Here is a 19,371-nt window from a genome sequence, read left to right on the forward strand (position 1 = left end):
CTGTCCATCTGTTGACGAAAAAGAAGACATAGTTTCCTCGCTGTAAACGATTTTCTTGTTGCGTTGTGTTTTTCGCCGCCGACCCGCTATGCCAGCCAGTTCGCCGGCTGTTTTTTAATCGTCGCGACCGCTTTGGCTATTTCCGGAGCAAGCCAGCGATCGTCTTCCCACGTCGCCACGCTTTGCCGCAGCAGCGCCAGCCCGTGGCGGGTGCCTCGCGCCAGCATGTCGGCAGGATGGAACTCCAGCGCCTGGGCGGCGAGTAAATACTCAATCGCCAGAATTTGATCCAGGTTGCTCAGCAGACGCTGGAGCTTCAGCGCCGATCCGGTCCCGAGGCTCAGGTGATCCTCCTGCAGACCCGAGGTGACAAAATTATCGAGCACCGCGGGCTGCGCCAGCTGTTTGTTCTCCGCGCACAGCGAGGCCGCGACGTACTGCGCAATCATCATCCCGGAATTCACGCCCGGCTTTGCCACCAGAAACGCCGGCAGGCCGCTGACGAGCGGATTAACCAGCCGATCCAGACGCCGCTCGGCGATGGCGCCGAGTTCGGCCATCGCAATCGCCAGTAAATCGCAGGCCATTGCCACCGATTCACCGTGCGGATGCGCCTGGGAGACTACCCGCCATTCGTCGAGGGTGCCGAGAATCAGCGGGTTATCAGTGCAGGCGTTAAGCTCAACGTCAACCTGTCCCAGCGCGTGCGCGAACTGATCGCGACAGGCGCCGTGGACCTGAGGCATCGATCGCAGGCTCAGGGCATCCTGAGTACGTACTCCCCGGCTGGCCGCCAGCAGCGGGCTATCCGCCAGCATCTGGCGTAAGCGCAGGCCGCTGTGCTGTATTCCCGGGCTGGCCTTCAGCGCGAGGATCTCGGCGTCAAAGGCCGCCGTCTGCCCGCACAAGGCTTCAAAGCTCATGGCGCCGGTCACATCGGCCCAGTCCAGCAGCCGGGCGGCGTCATCCAGCGCCAGACAGGCCATGCCGGTCATACAAGGCGTACCGTTGACCAGGCTTAGCCCCTCTTTGGCTCCCGGCGCAATGGGCTTGAGTCCGGCCTGTGCCAAAGCATGTGCGGCGGGCACAACCTGCCCCTGCCAGCTCACGTCGCCGATCCCCATCAGCGCCAGGCCGATATGCGCCATATGGGTCAGGTAGCCCACCGACCCTTGCGACGGGACCTGCGGCGTAATCTGCAAATTCAGGAAAGCGAGGATCTGCTCGACGGTGGCGCAGGAAATCCCCGACTTCCCGTGGCTGTAGTTGGCGATCGCCGCGCACATAATGGCGCGCGTGTGCGCCTCATCGAGCAGCGGGCCAACGCCGCAGGCGTGGCTGAGCAGAGTGTTGCGCGATAGCTGCCCGAGCTGCTCTTCGGGCAGCGTGATATTGCACAGCGCCCCGAGGCCGGTATTAATGCCGTAGGCTATCTGCCCGGCGTCGATGATGTGCTGAACAATTGCCCTCCCCTCGGCAATGCGCTGCCAGGCGCTGTCGCTCAGCGCCAGCACGGCTTTTTCTCGCGCCACCCGCACCACGTCCTGCCAGCATAACGGGGCGTCGCCCCACAGCACTTGCTCGCTCATACTGACTGCCCCGGCTGATGATGACTGGAAATAAACTGCTGAAAACGCGGCGATGCGTGGGCGCCAAACAGCGCGTCCGGCGGACCGTCGCAATCGATCGTCCCCTGATGCATAAACACCACGCGGTTAGAGACGTGGCGGGCAAAGCCGAGCTCATGGGTCACCACCAGCATGGTGCGCCCCTCTTCTGCCAGGCTGCGCATCACTTTCAACACTTCACCGACCAGCTCCGGGTCCAGCGCCGAGGTCGGCTCGTCAAAGAGCATCACCTCCGGATCCATTGCCAGCGCGCGGGCGATGGCCACGCGCTGCTGCTGCCCGCCGGAGAGTTGGGCCGGATAGAAGTCCTTGCGGTTCAACATGCCAACGCGATCGAGCAGCTGCTCCGCCTGCTCGATACACTCCTGCCTGCTGCGTTTTAGAACGTAGTGCGGGCCTTCGATAACGTTTTGCAGAACCGTCATATGCGACCACAGGTTGAAGCTTTGAAAAACCATCCCCAGCCGCGAGCGGAGACGTTCGATCTGCTTCGGGTTGGCCGCCAGGCGGTGGCCGCGAGCATGATGCTTCATCTCGATGGTTTCACCGCCGACGCTGACCACGCCCGCATCCGGCGTTTCCAGCAGGTTAATGCAGCGCAGGAGCGTGCTTTTTCCGGAACCGCTGGCGCCAAGGATTGAAATCACATCGCCTTTTTGCGCCTGGATAGAAATCCCCTTTAGCACCTCGAGCGAGCCAAAGGATTTATGGATGTCGCTGACCGACAGCGTCACGGGACGGGAATCGTGCATACTATTCTCCTTTAGCGGCGGTTTTGAGTGAAACGGTGGCAGGATTTTGCCGGGTGTGCGGCGTCAGGCGACGCTCAAGCAGGGCATAAAGCTGCACGATGATAAAGTTAAGCAGCAGGTAGATAGCCGCGGCGCAGAGAAAGACCTCCATCGTCCGGTAGGTTCGTTGGATAATCTGCTGCGCCACGCCGGTGACGTCCCATACCGTGACCAGACTCGCCAGCGCCGTCGATTTCACCAGCAGGATCGCTTCGGTGGAGTAGGCCGGCAGCGCGTAGCGCAGCATCACCGGGGCGACGATCCTGCGCAGCAGCAGGAAGCGCGACATGCCGCAGGCCTGGCCGGCCTCAATCTGGCCGACGGGAACCGCCAGCAGCGCCCCGCGCAGGATTTCGGCCGTATAGGCCGCGGTGCACAGCGCCAGCGCCAGCACCGCGCAGATGAACGGCTCGCGCAGCAGCGGCCATAAAAAGCTGTGGCGGATGACGCCAAACTGCCCCAGTCCGTAGTAGATCAGAAACAGCTGGATCAGCAGCGGAGAGCCGCGAAAGACCAGGATGTAGCCTTTCGCAAAGCCGCTCAGCAGCGGCCAGCGGCTCATCCGCAGCGCCAGAACCCCCAGCGCCAATACGCCGCCGCAAATAAACGAGCAGATAAACAGCCCCAGCGTCACCGGCAGCGCCGCGCAGAGCTTTAAAAACGTGTCGCTGAGGAAGGCGAAGTCGATAAACATAGATTCTCCTTAAGCCTGAGCCGCCGCGCGGCGGGACCAGGCCCGATTGAGACGATTTTCCGCCCGAATAAATGCCCGGTTAGAGAGTAAAGTCAGGAGCAGGTAGCAACCGCCGCCAATCAGATAGAACAGGAAGTATTCCCGGGTGGATCCGGCGGCTATCTGGCTGGCGCGCATCAGCTCGGCGATCCCGGTGACCGAAACCAGCGCCGAGTCCTTCAGGCTCATTTGCCACACGTTGGACAGCCCCGGCAGCGAGTAGCGCACGATTTGCGGCAGCATAATCCGCTGGAAGATGCGCCAGCGCGGCATGCCGATGGCCAGCGCCGCCTCGACCTCACCCGGCGTCAGCGCAAGACGCGCCGCGCGATAAACCTCAGCCTGATAGGAGGCGGAGATTAAGCCGATAGCCAGCGAACCGATCAGGAACGGCGGAATTTCAATAAAGCCATCGGCGCCAAACAGCTGCCCGACCCACGACACCAGCCCCGACCCGCCAAAATAGAACAGGTAGATAACCAGCAGTTCGGGGATGCCGCGAAACACCACCGAATAGGCCGAGCCAAACCAGCGGGCCGGCGCCCGGTGCGACAGCTTTGCGGCGGCAATGATCCCCCCCACTACCGCCCCCACCGCAAGTGCGGCAAGGGAGAGGAGAAGCGTTGTCAGGGTTGCGCTAAGGATGACCGTCCCCCAGCCGTTCTCACCAAAACTCAGCAGACTTACCATCTTCAACCTCGCTTATGGGGTGACGTCGCTCTTAAACCATTTTTCACTCAGCTTTTTCACCGTGCCATCGGCCAGCGCGGCCTGAATCGCCGCATCGAGTTTCGCTTTCAAATCGGCATCGGCATGGCGAACGCCCATCGCTTCGCCCTCGCCCCAGATTGGGCCACTCGACTGCGGGCCGCTAAAGCTCAGGTTGCTATTTTCAGGACGCGCCAGCGTGGTATTGGCAAAGGTAATATCGTCAAATACGGCATCAATACGCTCGGACTGCAGATCGAGAATCGCATCCGCCGAGCTGTTGTATTCACGAATATCGGCGCTATCTTTGAAATACTTGTCAATAAACGGCGTATAGACGGTACCGGAGGCGATACCGATGGTTTTCCCTTTCAGCGCCGCCCGCAGCGGGGCAATCGCCGCCTGAATCTCTTTTTCGTCATCATGGAGCTTAATGGTGCTATCGGCGCCGGTTGCCGGCGGCAGCAGGGTGCCTTTTACCGCAATAAACGAGGCCGGCGTGGCGGCATAAGGCTGCGTAAAGGAGACCACCTGCTTTCTCTCAGGGGTGATGACGATGGCATCCATAATCACATCGTATTTTCCCGCATTCAGACCGGCGATCATCCCGTCCCAGTTTTGCACTACCAGCTTGCACTCAATCCCCATGCGCTGGCAGAGGTTTGCCATCAGCTCGGGCTCGAATCCGCTCAGCTTCCCTCCCGGCAGCGTCAGGTTCCAGGGCTCATACCCTCCTTCGGTCGCGATGGTAATCGACTTCCACTCCTTCGCATTTACCGATCCACCGCAGAGCAATAGTCCAGAAAACAGGGCTGACAGGCAGGTCTGACGAAAAGTAATGCTCTGCTTCATGATTGATTCTCCTGAGGTCATTAAAATAATTGCCGAACGGCGACTGCCAGGCAGGGTGTAAATTGCAGATGACAGATCATGTATATACAAGCATTGACAAATCCAGACACTGTTCCGATGATGGATTTGTGAGCCAGACTGTAAATAATTTGTGATTAAATTGAAAATTGTATGTATCAAAAAATTTACACGTAAGCATATAAAGGCGGTATTCCTGCGATGATTGTGCCCTTTACATTTTCCTCCCTGCCCGTTACGCCGTGGAAAAACGGCGGCGGCGAAACCCGTGAAATCGTCAGCGCGCCGTCGCCTGATGCACCGTTTCTCTGGCGGGCCAGTATCGCCACCCTCCAAACCGACGGACCGTTTTCGCTCTTTCCGGGCGTGGATCGGGTGATAACCCTGATAGACGGCAGCCCGCTGTGGCTGCGCGGCGGTGATAAGGCCCAGCGCCTGAACCTGTGGGAGCCGTGGGCTTTTGCCGGGGAATGGCCGCTGGCCAGCGAAGGGATTTCGCAGCCGGGGCTGGACTTCAACATCATGACCCAGCGGGGCCGGGCCACGGCGCAGGTTAGCGTGGTATCCACCGCGCAGCGGCCCGGCGCAGCGGGAGTCGCCTGGGTTCTGCAAGGACGTTGGCTGCTGGATGAACGGCCGTGCGCTGCCCAAAGCGGTATCTGGTGGCGGGAGACGCCGCCGCAGGCGCTGATCCCGCAGTCCGCCGACGCCAGGCTGCTGCTGGCGACCGTTAGCGTAAATTAGCCGCATTCCGCCCGGAGAACGGCGCCAAACGTCCGCAACATCCGGTGATATACTGGAGAGTACGCGACGGCGGCGATGCGACGGGGCGCCAGCGTCGCCCGCTGGATGTCGGCTCTTGCTGAAAAATAGCGTGACACAGGGGGTCGTCAGTGGGATATAATTCTCGGCTAAATTTGAGTTATTTTGAAATAACAAAACTAATCATATGATTGTTAAAGTAAAAATAAGCAATAACGATAAGGATTAAAGCTATGGGTTTTCTTTCCGGTAAGCGCATTCTGGTGACTGGCGTTGCCAGCAAACTGTCCATCGCCTACGGTATTGCGCAAGCAATGCACCGCGAAGGGGCTGAACTGGCGTTCACCTATCAGAACGACAAGCTGAAAGGTCGTGTGGAAGAATTTGCTGCGGCACTGGGTTCCAACATCGTACTGCCGTGCGACGTGGCTGAAGATGAGAGCATTGAGTCGCTGTTCACCGAACTGAGCAAAGTATGGCCGAAATTCGACGGCTTCGTTCACTCAATCGGCTTCGCACCGGCCGATCAGCTGGACGGGGACTACGTTAACGCGGTAACCCGCGAAGGTTTCAAAATCGCTCACGACATCAGCGCCTACAGCTTTGTGGCCATGGCGAAAGCCTGCCGCGAGATGCTGAACCCGGGCTCCGCCCTGCTGACGCTCTCCTACCTCGGCGCAGAGCGCGCGATCCCTAACTACAACGTGATGGGTCTGGCTAAAGCCTCTCTGGAAGCTAACGTCCGCTACATGGCGAACGCCATGGGTCCGGAAGGCGTGCGCGTCAACGCCATCTCCGCCGGTCCGATCCGTACTCTGGCGGCATCCGGGATTAAAGATTTCCGTAAAATGCTGGCCCACTGCGAAGCCGTCACCCCGATTCGTCGCACCGTGACCATCGAAGACGTCGGCAACAGCGCGGCATTCCTGTGCTCTAACCTCTCTGCCGGCATCTCCGGCGAAGTGGTTCACGTTGACGGCGGCTTTAGCATCGCCGCCATGAACGAGCTGGAACTGAAATAAGTTCTTTACCCTCCTCACGCCGTGAGGAGGGTTTTACTCTGCGGCAGCTGGCGACCTTTCGCGATATTCCCCCCTCTCTGTTATTCCAATCAGCTATTTGTTAGCACGTATCAATATTTTCTCCTGCTCCAGGGTTACGCCAGGATAGTTATGCATAGATGGCCCACAGAAGTGCGGCCGGACACATATCGATCAAGGAACGCCCATGGAGCAACGCCGCGTGTATGGCAAAAACCACTGGTATCACGAAACCCAGTCAACAATCTGCCCGGTGGATGTATTACCGCTCGTCCCTGAAGCCGCTTATGTCGAAGACCGCTTTTTACTCGACCTGACGTTGCCCGCAGAGCTGCTCCACGCGCATGCAGGCTGGCTGGCTCCGGCGCGATGTCTGGCCGACGCGCTCTTTCCGACGTCGGTGACGGTGAATCGTCTGCAAACCTTTAGCGCCTACGATCGTCTGAGCACGGCGCTAACCGTGGCGCAGGTCTACGGCGTGCAGCGGCTATGTAACCACTACGCGGCGCGCCTGGCGCCGCTGCCGGGCCCGGACTCGTCGCGCGAGAGCAATCGTCGTCTGGCGCAGATTACGCAATTTGCCCGCCAGCTGGCGGGCTCTCCCTCGGTCATTACCGCCCTCTCCCGCAGCCGAGCTGGACGAAGTTGGTTTAACCAGCCGCGATATTATCCTGATTAACCAGATTATCGGTTTCGTCGGCTTCCAGGCCCGGGCGATCGCCACCTTCCAGGCGACGCTGGGCTTCCCGGTGCGCTGGATGCCGGGAATGCCGCAGCAGGAGGATGCGCCGGCGGAAGGTTTTGCCGCCGCGGACGTCGACTGGCTGGCCGACGTCAACGATAGCGACCTGCGCTACGCTAACGACGAGAGGCAGGCGCGGCTGGTCAGCTGGCAGCGACATCCCGGTCTGGCCGAGCTGGCGCCGCTGCTGGCGGTCGACGATACGCTCCTCAGCGCCCAGGATGAGCTGCTGACCCGGCTGAGTGAAAACCAGCCCTTTGCGCCGCTGGTCGCGCTGATGGCGGCGCGGATCAACGGCAGCGTCAGCTGTTTTAACGCCTGGGAGCGGGAGTGGACCGGCGGCCAGGCGTTTGCCGACGCGTTACGCCAGGACGATCGTGCGCTTCAGGCGTGGGGCGAGACGCATCAATCCGAACGCGCAATTTATCTGGCGGCGCAGCTGTTAACCCGCTCTCCCGACCGCTTCAGCGCCGCTCAGCTAACTCCCCTCATCGAATATGGGCTTTCCCGCACGCAGGTTATCGATATTCTGGCGTGGTGCGGGTTGTGCGGCTGGATCAACCGGCTGAAAATCGCCCTCGGCAATGTTGGTCAACGGACGTAAAATGCCAAACAGCGCTTGCTGCAACAGGCATAATCGCGTAAAAATGACAGCCGCTCTTTTAGCCACGAAAATACCAAATTATGTTTCAGGACAACCCGCTGCTAGCGCAGCTTAAACAGCAACTGCATTCTCAGACTCCTCGCGTTGAAGGCGTCGTTAAGGGTACGGAAAAAGGCTTTGGCTTCCTCGAAGTTGACTCGCAGAAAAGCTATTTCATTCCGCCGCCGCAAATGAAAAAAGTGATGCATGGCGATCGGATTACCGCCGTGGTTCACAGCGAAAAAGAACGTGAAAGCGCGGAGCCGGAAGAGTTGATTGAGCCTTTCCTGACGCGTTTCGTCGGTAAAGTGCATAAAAAAGACGATCGTCTGTCGATCGTTCCCGACCATCCGCTGCTGAAAGATGCCATTCCCTGCCGCGCCGATCGCAGCGTCAGCCACGATTTTAGCGAGGGTGACTGGGCGGTTGCCGAAATGCGCCGCCATCCGCTGAAAGGCGATCGCGGCTTCTATGCCGAATTAACCCAGTTCATTACCTTCAGCGACGACCACTTCGTGCCGTGGTGGGTCACCCTGGCGCGCCATAATCTGGAAAAAGAAGCGCCAAACGGCGTGGCTACCGTGATGTTGGACGAAGGGCTGCAGCGTCGCGACCTGACGGCGCTGGCGTTCGTGACCATCGATAGCGCCAGCACCCAGGATATGGACGATGCGCTGTATGTGGAAGCCGCCGCTGACGGTAAGCTGCACCTGACCGTAGCGATTGCCGACCCGACCGCCTGGATTGCCGAAGGCAGCAAGCTGGACGACGCGGCAAAAATTCGCGCCTTCACCAACTACCTGCCGGGCTTTAACATCCCGATGCTGCCGCGCGAGCTCTCCGATGACCTGTGCTCGCTGCGCGCCAACGAAATCCGTCCGGTGCTGGCCTGCCGCATGATCCTCTCGGCCGACGGTTCGATTGAGGACGATATTGAATTCTTCGCCGCCACCATCGAGTCAAAGGCGAAGCTGGCCTACGACAGCGTCTCCGACTGGCTGGAAAATACCGGCAGCTGGCAGCCTGAAAGCGAAGCCATCGCTCAGCAGATTACCCTGCTGCAGGACGTGTGCCTGCGCCGCAGCGAATGGCGTAAAACCCATGCGCTGGTGTTTAAGGACCGTCCGGACTACCGCTTCGTGCTGGGTGAGAAAGGCGAAGTGCTGGATATCGTTGCCGAGCCGCGCCGTATTGCCAACCGCATCGTGGAAGAGTCGATGATTGCCGCCAACATCTGCGCCGCTCGCGTGCTGCGCGACAGGCTGGGCTTTGGCGTTTACAACGTTCATACCGGCTTCGATCCGGCCAATACTGAACAGCTGGCCGCGCTGCTGAAGACCCATGACGTGCACGTCGATCCGCAGGAAGTGCTGACCCTGAACGGCTTCTGCAAGCTGCGCCGCGAGCTGGACGCGCAGCCGTCCGGCTTCCTCGATAGCCGCATCCGTCGCTTCCAGTCCTACGCCGAAATCAGCACCGAACCGGGCCCGCACTTCGGCCTTGGCCTCGAAGCGTACGCCACCTGGACCTCGCCGATTCGTAAGTACGGCGATATGATTAACCATCGCCTGCTGAAAGCCATCATTAAAGGTGAAACCATCGCGCGTCCTAATGATGACATAGCGGTGCAGATGGCAGAACGCCGTCGTCTGAACCGGATGGCCGAGCGCGACGTCGGCGACTGGCTGTACGCGCGCTACCTGAGCCCGAGCGCCGGCACCGATACGCGCTTTGCGGCTGAAATTATCGATATCAGCCGCGGCGGTATGCGCGTGCGCCTGGTGGATAACGGCGCGGTAGCTTTTATCCCGGCGCCGTTCCTGCACGCCGTCCGCGATGAGCTGGTCTGCAGCCAGGAAAACGGCACCGTGCAGATTAAAGGTGAAACCGTCTACAAGGTGACCGACGTTATCGACGTTAAGATTGCCGAAGTCAGAATGGAAACCCGCAGCGTGATTGCCCGTCCGTTCGCCTGATAGCGCTCCTCAGCGGCTCCCGACTCCGGGAGCCGCTCTTTTTCTCAAATCCCTCTTCCCCCGCACTGCGCTAAAAACCTCCGGATGAGATAGGTTGTGCGATCTTTTCACTTCTCTTTTGCATTCGTTTTTTGCATCATTGATTTCATTCGCTTTTGTAACCAGGATAATACTATGTCTGATCTCAATGCCCGCCTGCTCGCCCAGCGTATCGATACCGTGCTCGATATTCTGGTTGCCGGGGACTATCACTCCGCGATTCATAATCTGGAGATCCTCAAGGCCGAGCTGCAGGCTCTGGCCAACGATGAGCCGGAAAGCAAGCCCGGTCAGCCGAAAGCCCCCTGGGAAATCTGACCGCCCTTCGCGCCGCAAGCGACCGCGCCGCGGCGATTGCCCGTAAAATAGCCCCCTAACAGTGATGTTGCTATGAACGCCCGACAACAAAGTATTTTGCAAATGGTCATCGATAAAGGCCGCATGAGCGTGGCCGATCTCGCGAAGATGACCGGTGTCTCTGAAGTGACCGTGCGTCAGGATTTAAATCTGCTGGAAAAGCAGAGTTATCTGCGTCGGACCCACGGTTTTGCCGTGCCGCTGGATAGCGAGGACGTAGAAACCCGGATGATGACCTATTTCGCCATTAAGCGTGAGCTGGCTATGCGGGCCGCCGGGCTGGTCTCTGCCGGCGAGACGGTATTTATCGAGAACGGCAGCTGCAACGCCCTGCTCGCCCGGACGCTTGCCGAGCGCGGCGATATCACCATCATTACCGTCAGCAGCTATATCGCCCACCTGCTGAAAGAGACGCCGGGTGAGGTGATTCTGCTCGGCGGGATCTACCAAAAGCGCAGCGAGAGCATGGTCGGTCCGCTGACCCGGCAGTTTATTCAGCAGGTCCATTTCAGCAAAGCGTTTATCGGCGTCGACGGCTGGCAGCCTGAGACCGGCTTTACCGGACGGGATATGATGCGCGCGGACGTGGTTAACGCGGTGCTGGAAAAAGGCTGCGAAGCGATTGTGCTTAGCGACAGTTCAAAATTCAGCGTCGTGCACCCTTACCCGCTCGGCCCGGTCGGGCGCTTTAATCGCATCATTACCGATAGCAACCTGCACGATGCCGCTCGTCAGCAGACTGGCTGAAAGCGGTTTAACCGTCGATATCGTCAACGTCTCCTGACCCCTCCACTATCCTTTCTTCGCGCCCACCGAAATGGGCGCAGGCCGCGCCGCAGCACGTCTGAGAGTATTCTGAGCCGCCAATTAAGACTATTTACCTGCCGGTAAAATTTAAAAAAAGTAAAATTATTGTTAGCGATATAACAGGAAGTGACTATCACCCGCGTGATTAAAGTAACACCTGCGCAACTAAACTTCATGGAATAGCCATTAATTCATAGTTCACGCTATGCTTTAAAGGAAGTTGTATCCATGAATAGATTATTCAGGAGAAAATTATGATGACTTCAATGAGCAAAAAAATGGCTGCGGCGGTTCTGGCTGTAACGGTGGCAATGTCCCTGAGCGCGTGCTCTCACTGGTCAAAACGCGATCGTAACACTGCCATTGGCGCCGGCGCTGGCGCACTGGGCGGCGCGGTATTAACCGACGGCAGCACCCTGGGGACCCTGGGTGGCGCAGCGGTCGGCGGGATTATCGGTCACCAGGTAGGTAAATAAGGTTTAAATCAGTGCCAATAAAAAAATAACTGCTCGCGGATTTTCTGACTTACGCACCGGAAAAAATCAGGGCCACGGTATTTACCGTGGCCCTGTTGCTATTATCAGCCGCCGGCCAGTTTCACCTTCATGCCCTTAGCTTCGAGCAGCGATTTTATCAGGTCGCGTTTGTCGCCCTGAATTTCAATCACCCCCTCTTTTACCGACCCGCCGCAGCCGCATTTCTTTTTCAGCTCAGCGGCCAGCTTCGCCAGCGCGTCATCATCGGCATCAATGCCAACGATCAGGCATACGCCTTTGCCTTTGCGGCCGCTGGTCTGCCGCTGAATACGCACCACGCCATCGCCTTTCGGGCGCTCGATCACCTGCTTTGGCTCATCGATACGTCCGCTCTCCGTCGAGTAAACCAGACGGCTGTTAGAATCGGTCATTATGCCCCCTTATTCAGCGATGCGTTAATCTGGCGTAAGGTCGCCGCCGGATCGACGGACTGCGTCACCGGACGGCCGATAACCATATAGTCCACGCCCGCCGCCTGCGCCTGCTCCGGCGTCATAATGCGCCGCTGATCGCCGGCATCGCTGCCCTGAGGACGAATGCCGGGCGTCACCAGCTTAAACGCCTGCCCCAGCTCCTGCTTGAAGCGCGCCGCTTCCTGCGCCGAACAGACTACGCCATCGAGGCCGCAGCGCTGGGTTAGCGCCGCCAGCTTTGCCGCATGGTCGGCCGGAGAGAGCGTGATCCCCAGATCCTGCAAATCGCTGGCCTCCATGCTGGTCAGCACGGTAACGGCAATCAGCAGCGGAGCATCTTTGCCAAACGGCTGCAGGGCTTCACGCGCCGCGGTCATCATCCGCGCTCCGCCGCTGGCATGGACGTTGACCATCCAGACGCCAAGGTCGGCCGCCGCCGCAACGGCGTGAGCGGTGGTGTTAGGGATATCGTGAAACTTGAGATCGAGGAAAACTTCGAAATGACGCTGGTGCAAATCGCGAACAAACTGCGGCCCAAACAGCGTAAACATCTCTTTGCCAACCTTCAGGCGGCACTCCCGCGGGTCGATGCGGTCGACGAACGCCAGCGCTTTATCGCGGTTATCATAATCGAGGGCCACAACAACGGGAGAGGATGTGACAACGCGAGAAGAAGATGTAGCAGTAGACGTCATGGCCAGACCTTAATTGTTGATGGGCGCCGGGAACGGCGCAAAAAAGGTAAACGGGCAGCATTCTACCTGCGATAAGGGGAAAATAACAGGCCGCGTTTCCGCGCCTGCAAAGCGATGGCGGTTCGATGGTTTCACGCTGGCAAGGTGCAAAAAACCATTGGTATGTTGTAACTAATGTGGGACTTTTTTAAATCTTACTGGCCGTCAAGACCGCGAATCGGCTTGATGGTCGACCACGAGCGGCAGGACGGGCAGTGCCAGTAGAGGGAGTGGGCGGTAAAGCCGCATTTTTGGCAGCGGTATCGCGGCTTGCTGCGGACCTGCTCGCCAACCATATTACGCAGCACGCCGAGGCTCGCTTTCGCGCGTCCCTCTTCCGCTTCGTTTAGATGGTAGTCCATCAGCTTATGGAACACGCGCATCGTCGGATGGCGCTCCAGCTGACGGGTTACGTAGCTTTGCGCCGCCTCAATCCCCTCGCGCTGCTCAAGGATCTGCGCCAGCATCAGCTCGGCGGTCGCGCCGGTATTTTCATCGACGCAGCGGCGCAGAAACGCTTCCCACTCGTCGATTTTACCCAGCCTGCTGGTAGCAGGTCTGGAGCATTTCGAGCGTCTCGCCGACCAGCTCTTTGTCCTGATTGATCACCCGCTCCAGGCTTTCGACCGCCTTTGGATAATCGCCCTTTTCCATCCACACCCGGCCCATCATGATCGACACCCTGGCGCTGTTGCGATCGGCCGCGGCGCCTTTTTTCAACAGCGACATAGCCTTGTCCATATCGCTGTTCGCCATCTGCTGCAGCGCCAGCTCGCACCAGAAGTTGGCGATATCGCCGCGATGCTTCTCTTTGCCCAGCTTTACCAGACGTTCGGCAACGTCAATGGCGGACTGCCAGTCGCTGGTCGCCTCGTAGATTTGCAGCAGCTGCTGCAGCGCGCTGAGGCGAAAATCGGTTTCATCCACCAGCTGTTTGAACATATCTTCCGCGCGGTCGTACAGGCCGGCGGCCATATAGTCACGGCCCAGCTGCTGCACCGCCAGCAGGCGCTGGTCGTAGGTCAGCGAGGCGCTTTCCATCAGGCTTTGGTGAATGCGGATCGCCCGGTCAACCTCGCCGCGGGAGCGAAACAGGTTGCCAAGCGTCAGGTGGGCCTCGACGGTGCCGGTATCCTCTTTCAGCATATCGAGGAACAGATCCACGGCTTTATCCTGCTGATTGCTCAGCAGGAAGTTAACCCCGGCCACATAATCACGCGACAGGCGGCTAGCATCGTCCTGTTTGGACTGTTGTGCACTTCTGCGCCCCATGTACCAGCCGTACGCGGCGGCTACGGGCAAAAGCAGAAACAACAACTCCAGCATAAACGATTATTCCTTCACCGCAGGGATACCTGCGTCGACCGGCGCTACACCCGCGGGCGCAATCTGCTGCTCCAGGCGCTTAACTTTACGCTCAGAGCGAGACAACGACACGCGAACCCGCAGCCAGAAGAGGCCGCAAATCAGCCAGCCAATCGCAAACCCTGCCGCAAAGAGCACCGCCAGCAGCGTTGAAATACGGAATTCACCCTGTGCGAGTAAATAGTTGAACGTAACCAGTTGGTCATTTTGCGCACCCAGCGTCACGGAGATGACGAAGATCGCGAGTACCAGTAAGAAAATGAGTAAATATTTCACACTACTTCCCGTTATGTGGGTTGCGCGAAAAAATCCCGCGTTCAGCCCTATAAAGTATCATTTTCGCTGCTGCGGTGGAATGGAAAAGCACGACACCACTGCAGGATATGGGGACGTATGGCGCGAAAAACAACGTTGGCTCCGTTATTGCGCCCGTTTCTTAATATCCTGCGCCTCTTCCCCGGGCGGCGTCAGCGGGCCACACAGGCGCTGAGTCAGCCAGGTGGCCAGCGTCACCAGCAGCCATGAGATCAGCGTGGCGACCATCAAATCCTGCGGCCAGTGCATTCCCAGCGCCAGGCGGCTCCCCATCACCGCGGTAGCCCAGACCATCAGCAGCGCGATGGTCAGCCTGCGCCGCCGCGGCCACAGCAGCCCCACGCCAAGCAGCGCCCAACTGGCCGCAAACATGGTGTGTCCGGATGGAAAAGCAAAACCGGTCTCTTTCTGCCAGTGTTTGCGCAGGAATTTAGGAATTTCCTGCTGCTGAACCAGCTGTTCATGCACCAGTTTAGCGCGTTCTTTGCGTTTTAACGCGTAGAATCGCTCGACCGGGACCTGCTGCGTTTTTTCCAGCCAGATAACGAAGGGACGCGGCTCCTGCACCTGGCCTTTGATCCAGGACTTAATGCCCTGGCCGAGCAAAATGGCCGCCGCCAGAATCAAAAACAGCACTACCGCCGCCCGCAGGCGAAAGCGCAAGCACCACAGGAACCAACCGCAAAGTATCGTATGGGTGATGATGCCCCACGGCTGGGTCACGCTCTCGGTAACCCAGTACAGCAGCCTTAACCCCCGCTCAGGAAGCTCGGGATGCCACTTCCAGCCGGCGAGCCAAATCACCGCGGGCATAATCATTAATAGTGCCGCACCGGTGGCGGTTCGTCTGGCAATCGACAGCATTTCATCTCCTTAATCCTTTCTGCCGACTATCATAACGGAAAGTGGTTGGTTTGTGCGCTTTAGGCGCAGGCGGCAGTGCGTAATTAGGAGAACCTCGCGGCCTTGTGGCAAAATAGCGGCAAACAGAAAGCACATTCAGGTGCTGACAAAGTCTGGAGAATTACATGCAGCTTAAACGTGTGGCAGAAGCCAAACTGCCAACCCCCTGGGGCGATTTCCTGATGGTGGGTTTTGAAGAACTGGCAACCGGGCAGGACCATGTCGCGCTGGTTTTCGGCGATATTTCGGGCCAGGCGCCCGTCCTGGCTCGTGTACACTCTGAATGTCTGACGGGCGATGCCCTTTTCAGCCTGCGTTGTGATTGCGGTTTTCAACTGGAAGCGGCGCTGTCGCATATCGCCGAAGAGGGTCGCGGGATCCTGCTGTACCATCGTCAGGAAGGCCGCAACATTGGTCTGCTAAACAAAATTCGCGCCTATGCCTTACAGGATCAGGGCTACGATACCGTAGAAGCGAACCACCAGCTCGGCTTTGCCGCCGACGAGCGCGACTTTACCCTGTGCGCTGATATGTTCAAACTGCTGAACGTCGAGCGCGTGCGCCTGCTGACCAACAACCCGAAAAAAGTAGAAATTCTGACCGAAGCCGGGATCAATATCGTGGAACGCGTGCCGCTCATCGTCGGCCGCAATCCGAAAAATGCCCACTATCTGGATACCAAAGCCGCCAAAATGGGGCATCTGCTGAAGAACTGATTCGGCAGCATAGATTCAGGGCCAGCGACTGCTGGCCCTTTTTTTTACAGCATATTGCGGATCACATAGTGCAGAATGCCGTCATTCTGATAGTAGGTCAGCTCCGTGGCGGTATCGATACGGCAGCGGCAGGCAATCACCTCCTGCTTTCCGTCCGCCCGCGTTAGGGTCACCGGCACCGTTGCGCCGGGCTCTAACGCCTGCAGCTGGCCGATATCAATCCGCTCTTCGCCGGTTAGCCCCAGCGTTTTACGGGTTACGCCCTGCGGGAACTCCAGCGGCAAAATCCCCATGCCTATCAGGTTAGAACGGTGAATACGTTCAAAGGATTCGGCGATCACCACCCGGACGCCGAGCAGACGCGGCCCCTTCGCCGCCCAGTCGCGGCTGGAGCCGGAGCCGTACTCTTTCCCGGCCACCACCGCCAGCGGCGTCCCTTCGTCCTTATAGCGCATGGCCGCGTCATAAATCGCCACCGGCTCGCTATCGGGCAGATGTCGGGTCATGCCGCCCTCAACGCCGGGCACCATTTCGTTACGAATACGAATATTGGCAAAGGTCCCGCGCATCATCACCTCGTGGTTACCGCGCCGCGATCCGTAGGAGTTAAAATCGGTGCGCTCAACGCCGCGGTTTTGCAGATAGCGTCCGGCGGGGCTTTCCGCCTTGATGCTTCCCGCAGGCGAGATATGGTCCGTGGTCACCGAGTCGCCGAGCATCGCCAGAATCCGCGCGCCGCGGATATCCTCGACCGGTTTCGGCTCCACGCCCATCTCATCGAAGAACGGCGACAGGCGGATATAGGTGGAGTCGCTCTGCCAGTCATAGGTATCCGAACGCTCGACGTCAATCGCCTTCCACTCAGGCGTACCTTCAAAGACCTCGGCATACTCTTTATGGAACATCTCGGTAGAGACCTGCTCTACCGCCTGCGCTATTTCCAGGCCGCTCGGCCAGATATCCTTCAGATAGACCGGCTGGCCGTCCGCGCCGACGCCCAGCGGATCGCGGGTCAGGTTGACGTTCATATTGCCGGCCAGCGCATAGGCGACCACCAGCGGCGGCGAGGCCAGCCAGTTGGTTTTCACCAGCGGATGAATGCGCCCTTCGAAGTTGCGGTTGCCGGAGAGCACCGCCCCGACGGTCAGGTCGCCCTTTTTAATCGCTTCTTCAATCGGCTCCGGCAGCGGACCCGAGTTGCCGATACAGGTGGTGCAACCATATCCCACGAGGTTAAAGCCGAGCGTATTGAGATAAGGGGTAAGCCGCGCGTGCGCGAGATAATCAGAAACCACCTTCGATCCCGGCGCCAGCGACGCCTTGACCCACGGCTTCGGCTGCAGGCCGAGCTCGACCGCTCTTTTCGCCAACAGGCCGGCGGCCATCAGTACGCTGGGGTTGGAGGTATTGGTACAGGAGGTAATCGCGGCGATGGCCACCGCGCCGTCCGGCAGCGAATATTGCTGTCCGTTCAGCGTATAGTCGACCGGGCGTTTGTCTTTCTGCGCGTGATTGACCTCCAGCTCGGTGCTTGCCGCAAACGCTTTCGGCACGTCACCAAGCGCTACGCGGTCCTGCGGGCGCTTCGGCCCGGCGAGGCTGGCTTCTACCGAGCCCATATCCAGCGCCAGGGTGCTGGTAAATACCGGCTCATCGCCGGTCATGCGCCACATTCCCTGCGCTTTGGCATAGGTTTCCACTAACGCCACCTGCTCTTCACTGCGGCCGCTCAGGCGCATATAGCTGAGGGTCACCGCATCGATCGGGAAGAAACCGCAGGTTGCACCGTACTCCGGCGCCATATTGGCGATGGTTGCCCTGTCCGCCAGCGGCAGGGAATCCAGGCCATCGCCGTAAAATTCGACAAACTTACCCACCACGCCGTGCTGGCGCAGCATCTGGGTGACGGTCAGCACCAGGTCCGTCGCGGTGATGCCTTCGCTAAGTTTACCGGTCAGCTTAAAGCCGACAACGTCGGGGATCAGCATCGATACCGGCTGGCCTAACATCGCCGCCTCGGCCTCAATGCCGCCGACGCCCCAGCCGAGCACGCCGAGGCCGTTAATCATCGTGGTATGCGAGTCGGTGCCGACCAGGGTGTCGGGCCAGGCAAACCATTCACCATTATGCTCTTCGCTCCACACGGCTTTGCCGAGATACTCCAGGTTGACCTGGTGACAAATGCCGGTACCCGGCGGCACCACGCTAAAGCGACTGAACGCCTGCTGCCCCCAGCGCAGGAACGCGTAGCGTTCGTGGTTACGCTCCATTTCCAGACGAACGTTCTCTTCAAACGCATTATCGTTACCAAAGCGATCTACCGTTACCGAGTGGTCAATCACCAGATCGACGGGGGAAAGCGGGTTAACCTTAGCGGTATCGCCGCCCAGGCGCTTCACCGCTTCGCGCATGGCGGCCAGGTCCACCACCGCCGGCACGCCGGTGAAGTCCTGCATCAGTACGCGCGCCGGGCGATAGGCAATCTCCCGATCCGCATGGGCCTGCTTGAGCCAGCCGGCCAGCGCGTGGATATCCTCCGCGGTGACCGAGTCACCGTCCTGCCAGCGCAGCAGGTTTTCCAGTAGTACTTTGAGCGATTTCGGTAACCGGGTCAGATCGCCCAGTTCTTTAGCGGCCAGCGCGAGGCTGTAATAGTGGTAGGTTTTATCATTGACCTGTAGCGCGTCCTTACTGGCTGCTCGTAGGGTTGACGACATAGCTCCTCCTTTATCTCAGGGATGGCATACCCTGATGCTCCTCAGGGTTAATATTAAAGATAACACATCCCAGGCATAACACTTTGATAACAACCCGAATTGCTAAAATCGGCAAAACCGCATCAAAGATATTGCACCAAAATAGACAGCAGATTTTTTGTGGTTATAAAGAGATGAGATCGCGAGGGATATTATTATTAGCTGAAGGAGTACTAAGTAGCAAAACGCGAAAAAGAACTAATCGCCGGTTCACTGACGATTAGTTCAAAGGAATGGATTGTTGATTAAAAACCATCGTGGCGAAATATATCCTCCTTAATGCCGTTAGCTTATTAAACTGGAATAAACACCGAGGTTCTTACTGTCATAAAAGTGACATTTTCAGCGAGACGAAAAAGCGCCGCTTAGCTCACGATCCAGACGTTACAGATGACTAGTGCAACGATACTCCAGAACATTGCCAGCCCGATGAACACAGCGCCCCAGGCCCGACTTCTCAACACAGGATCCACTTCCGTCTTGTCACCGGCCTGTGACATCGCCAACTTCATATAATCGATATCACTTATCATATCT

The 19,371-nt window shown here is 58.5% G+C and carries 17 protein-coding genes and 3 pseudogenes; 8 read left to right on the top strand and 12 right to left on the bottom strand.

Features of this window, described 5'->3' with window-relative positions:
- Window positions 1–86: 86 nt before the first annotated feature.
- The 5 genes from ABOC21_RS13685 to ABOC21_RS13705 are packed head-to-tail and all read right to left on the bottom strand — an operon-like array spanning window position 87 to window position 4,712.
- Window positions 87–1,589, bottom strand: a complete 1,503-nt coding sequence (locus tag ABOC21_RS13685) for an HAL/PAL/TAL family ammonia-lyase (protein WP_426814943.1) — start codon at window positions 1,587–1,589, stop codon at window positions 87–89.
- Complete coding sequence (locus tag ABOC21_RS13690) at window positions 1,586–2,380, bottom strand: ABC transporter ATP-binding protein (protein ID WP_426814944.1); 795 nt, start codon at window positions 2,378–2,380, stop codon at window positions 1,586–1,588. The genes ABOC21_RS13685 and ABOC21_RS13690 overlap by 4 nt, the downstream gene beginning before the upstream one ends.
- Before the next feature lies 1 nt (window position 2,381).
- Window positions 2,382–3,113, bottom strand: a complete 732-nt coding sequence (locus tag ABOC21_RS13695) for an ABC transporter permease (RefSeq protein WP_426814945.1) — start codon at window positions 3,111–3,113, stop codon at window positions 2,382–2,384.
- A gap of 9 nt (window positions 3,114–3,122) precedes the next feature.
- Window positions 3,123–3,842: an ABC transporter permease gene (locus tag ABOC21_RS13700; RefSeq protein WP_426814946.1), complete on the bottom strand. Its 720-nt coding sequence runs from the start codon at window positions 3,840–3,842 to the stop codon at window positions 3,123–3,125.
- A gap of 12 nt (window positions 3,843–3,854) precedes the next feature.
- Window positions 3,855–4,712, bottom strand: coding sequence for a transporter substrate-binding domain-containing protein (locus ABOC21_RS13705; RefSeq protein ID WP_426814947.1), 858 nt, complete (start codon window positions 4,710–4,712; stop codon window positions 3,855–3,857).
- A gap of 219 nt (window positions 4,713–4,931) precedes the next feature.
- Here ABOC21_RS13705 and ABOC21_RS13710 point away from each other — a divergent pair, with 219 nt between their 5' ends.
- The 7 genes and pseudogenes from ABOC21_RS13710 (at window position 4,932) to osmB (ending at window position 11,572) form a co-directional block, all read left to right on the top strand.
- Window positions 4,932–5,474 carry a HutD/Ves family protein gene (locus ABOC21_RS13710; protein WP_426814948.1) on the top strand — a complete coding sequence of 181 codons (543 nt, stop codon included), beginning with the start codon at window positions 4,932–4,934 and terminating at the stop codon, window positions 5,472–5,474.
- 251 nt (window positions 5,475–5,725) lie between these two features.
- Window positions 5,726–6,514, top strand: a complete 789-nt coding sequence (fabI, locus tag ABOC21_RS13715) for an enoyl-ACP reductase FabI (protein WP_045855073.1) — start codon at window positions 5,726–5,728, stop codon at window positions 6,512–6,514.
- A gap of 205 nt (window positions 6,515–6,719) precedes the next feature.
- A pseudogene (locus ABOC21_RS13720) lies at window positions 6,720–7,878 on the top strand (CMD domain-containing protein).
- An 80-nt stretch (window positions 7,879–7,958) separates the two neighbouring features.
- Window positions 7,959–9,893, top strand: coding sequence for an exoribonuclease II (locus tag ABOC21_RS13725; RefSeq protein WP_426814949.1), 1,935 nt, complete (start codon window positions 7,959–7,961; stop codon window positions 9,891–9,893).
- 174 nt (window positions 9,894–10,067) lie between these two features.
- Window positions 10,068–10,250 carry a YciZ family protein gene (locus tag ABOC21_RS13730; RefSeq protein ID WP_041145195.1) on the top strand — a complete coding sequence of 61 codons (183 nt, stop codon included), beginning with the start codon at window positions 10,068–10,070 and terminating at the stop codon, window positions 10,248–10,250.
- Window positions 10,251–10,322: 72 nt separating this feature from the next.
- Window positions 10,323–11,073 (top strand): annotated as a pseudogene (locus ABOC21_RS13735) (DNA-binding transcriptional regulator YciT).
- A 280-nt stretch (window positions 11,074–11,353) separates the two neighbouring features.
- Complete coding sequence (osmB, locus tag ABOC21_RS13740; RefSeq protein WP_100683974.1) at window positions 11,354–11,572, top strand: osmotically-inducible lipoprotein OsmB; 219 nt, start codon at window positions 11,354–11,356, stop codon at window positions 11,570–11,572.
- Between the two features lie 104 nt (window positions 11,573–11,676).
- On the opposite strand, the gene yciH is transcribed toward osmB, so the two are convergent.
- From yciH to pgpB, 5 genes and pseudogenes are all read right to left on the bottom strand, one after another.
- Window positions 11,677–12,003, bottom strand: coding sequence for a stress response translation initiation inhibitor YciH (gene yciH / locus ABOC21_RS13745; RefSeq protein WP_426814950.1), 327 nt, complete (start codon window positions 12,001–12,003; stop codon window positions 11,677–11,679).
- On the bottom strand, window positions 12,003–12,740 hold the full coding sequence (gene pyrF, locus ABOC21_RS13750; RefSeq protein ID WP_426814951.1) for an orotidine-5'-phosphate decarboxylase: 738 nt from the start codon (window positions 12,738–12,740) through the stop codon (window positions 12,003–12,005). Before pyrF ends, yciH begins: the two co-directional genes overlap by 1 nt.
- Window positions 12,741–12,934: 194 nt before the next feature.
- Window positions 12,935–14,105 (bottom strand): annotated as a pseudogene (gene lapB, locus ABOC21_RS13755) (lipopolysaccharide assembly protein LapB).
- Window positions 14,106–14,111: 6 nt separating this feature from the next.
- The gene (locus ABOC21_RS13760; protein ID WP_426814952.1) at window positions 14,112–14,420 is read right to left on the bottom strand and encodes a LapA family protein; all 309 of its coding nucleotides are present in this window, start codon (window positions 14,418–14,420) and stop codon (window positions 14,112–14,114) included.
- Window positions 14,421–14,564: 144 nt separating this feature from the next.
- Entirely contained in the window at window positions 14,565–15,323 is a 759-nt protein-coding gene (pgpB, locus tag ABOC21_RS13765; RefSeq protein WP_426814953.1) for a phosphatidylglycerophosphatase B, read from the bottom strand.
- Window positions 15,324–15,487: 164 nt separating this feature from the next.
- On the opposite strand from pgpB, the gene ribA reads away from it, so the two are divergent.
- A complete protein-coding gene (gene ribA / locus ABOC21_RS13770; RefSeq protein WP_426814954.1) occupies window positions 15,488–16,078 on the top strand; it encodes a GTP cyclohydrolase II in 591 nt (196 codons plus the stop codon).
- A 44-nt stretch (window positions 16,079–16,122) separates the two neighbouring features.
- Here the strand turns inward: ribA and acnA are convergent, their stop codons facing one another.
- Window positions 16,123–18,795 carry an aconitate hydratase AcnA gene (gene acnA / locus ABOC21_RS13775; RefSeq protein WP_426814955.1) on the bottom strand — a complete coding sequence of 891 codons (2,673 nt, stop codon included), beginning with the start codon at window positions 18,793–18,795 and terminating at the stop codon, window positions 16,123–16,125.
- Between the two features lie 404 nt (window positions 18,796–19,199).
- Entirely contained in the window at window positions 19,200–19,367 is a 168-nt protein-coding gene (locus tag ABOC21_RS13780) for a YmiA family putative membrane protein (RefSeq protein WP_071844914.1), read from the bottom strand.
- Window positions 19,368–19,371 lie beyond the last annotated feature (4 nt).

The sequence above is a fragment of the Klebsiella sp. WOUb02 genome, from assembly GCF_050058015.1.
Taxonomy (GTDB): Bacteria; Pseudomonadota; Gammaproteobacteria; order Enterobacterales; family Enterobacteriaceae; genus Klebsiella.

What these genes read in the sequence shown, in the direction of transcription:
- ABOC21_RS13685 (WP_426814943.1), bottom strand. Translation starts at nt 1,589, where the DNA reads ATGAGCGAGCAAGTGCTGTGGGGCGACGCCCCGTTATGCTGGCAGGAC.
- ABOC21_RS13690 (WP_426814944.1), bottom strand. Translation starts at nt 2,380, where the DNA reads ATGCACGATTCCCGTCCCGTGACGCTGTCGGTCAGCGACATCCATAAA.
- ABOC21_RS13695 (WP_426814945.1), bottom strand. Translation starts at nt 3,113, where the DNA reads ATGTTTATCGACTTCGCCTTCCTCAGCGACACGTTTTTAAAGCTCTGC.
- ABOC21_RS13700 (WP_426814946.1), bottom strand. Translation starts at nt 3,842, where the DNA reads ATGGTAAGTCTGCTGAGTTTTGGTGAGAACGGCTGGGGGACGGTCATC.
- ABOC21_RS13705 (WP_426814947.1), bottom strand. Translation starts at nt 4,712, where the DNA reads ATGAAGCAGAGCATTACTTTTCGTCAGACCTGCCTGTCAGCCCTGTTT.
- ABOC21_RS13710 (WP_426814948.1), top strand. Translation starts at nt 4,932, where the DNA reads ATGATTGTGCCCTTTACATTTTCCTCCCTGCCCGTTACGCCGTGGAAA.
- fabI (WP_045855073.1), top strand. Translation starts at nt 5,726, where the DNA reads ATGGGTTTTCTTTCCGGTAAGCGCATTCTGGTGACTGGCGTTGCCAGC.
- ABOC21_RS13725 (WP_426814949.1), top strand. Translation starts at nt 7,959, where the DNA reads ATGTTTCAGGACAACCCGCTGCTAGCGCAGCTTAAACAGCAACTGCAT.
- ABOC21_RS13730 (WP_041145195.1), top strand. Translation starts at nt 10,068, where the DNA reads ATGTCTGATCTCAATGCCCGCCTGCTCGCCCAGCGTATCGATACCGTG.
- osmB (WP_100683974.1), top strand. Translation starts at nt 11,354, where the DNA reads ATGACTTCAATGAGCAAAAAAATGGCTGCGGCGGTTCTGGCTGTAACG.
- yciH (WP_426814950.1), bottom strand. Translation starts at nt 12,003, where the DNA reads ATGACCGATTCTAACAGCCGTCTGGTTTACTCGACGGAGAGCGGACGT.
- pyrF (WP_426814951.1), bottom strand. Translation starts at nt 12,740, where the DNA reads ATGACGTCTACTGCTACATCTTCTTCTCGCGTTGTCACATCCTCTCCC.
- pgpB (WP_426814953.1), bottom strand. Translation starts at nt 15,323, where the DNA reads ATGCTGTCGATTGCCAGACGAACCGCCACCGGTGCGGCACTATTAATG.
- ribA (WP_426814954.1), top strand. Translation starts at nt 15,488, where the DNA reads ATGCAGCTTAAACGTGTGGCAGAAGCCAAACTGCCAACCCCCTGGGGC.
- acnA (WP_426814955.1), bottom strand. Translation starts at nt 18,795, where the DNA reads ATGTCGTCAACCCTACGAGCAGCCAGTAAGGACGCGCTACAGGTCAAT.
- ABOC21_RS13780 (WP_071844914.1), bottom strand. Translation starts at nt 19,367, where the DNA reads ATGATAAGTGATATCGATTATATGAAGTTGGCGATGTCACAGGCCGGT.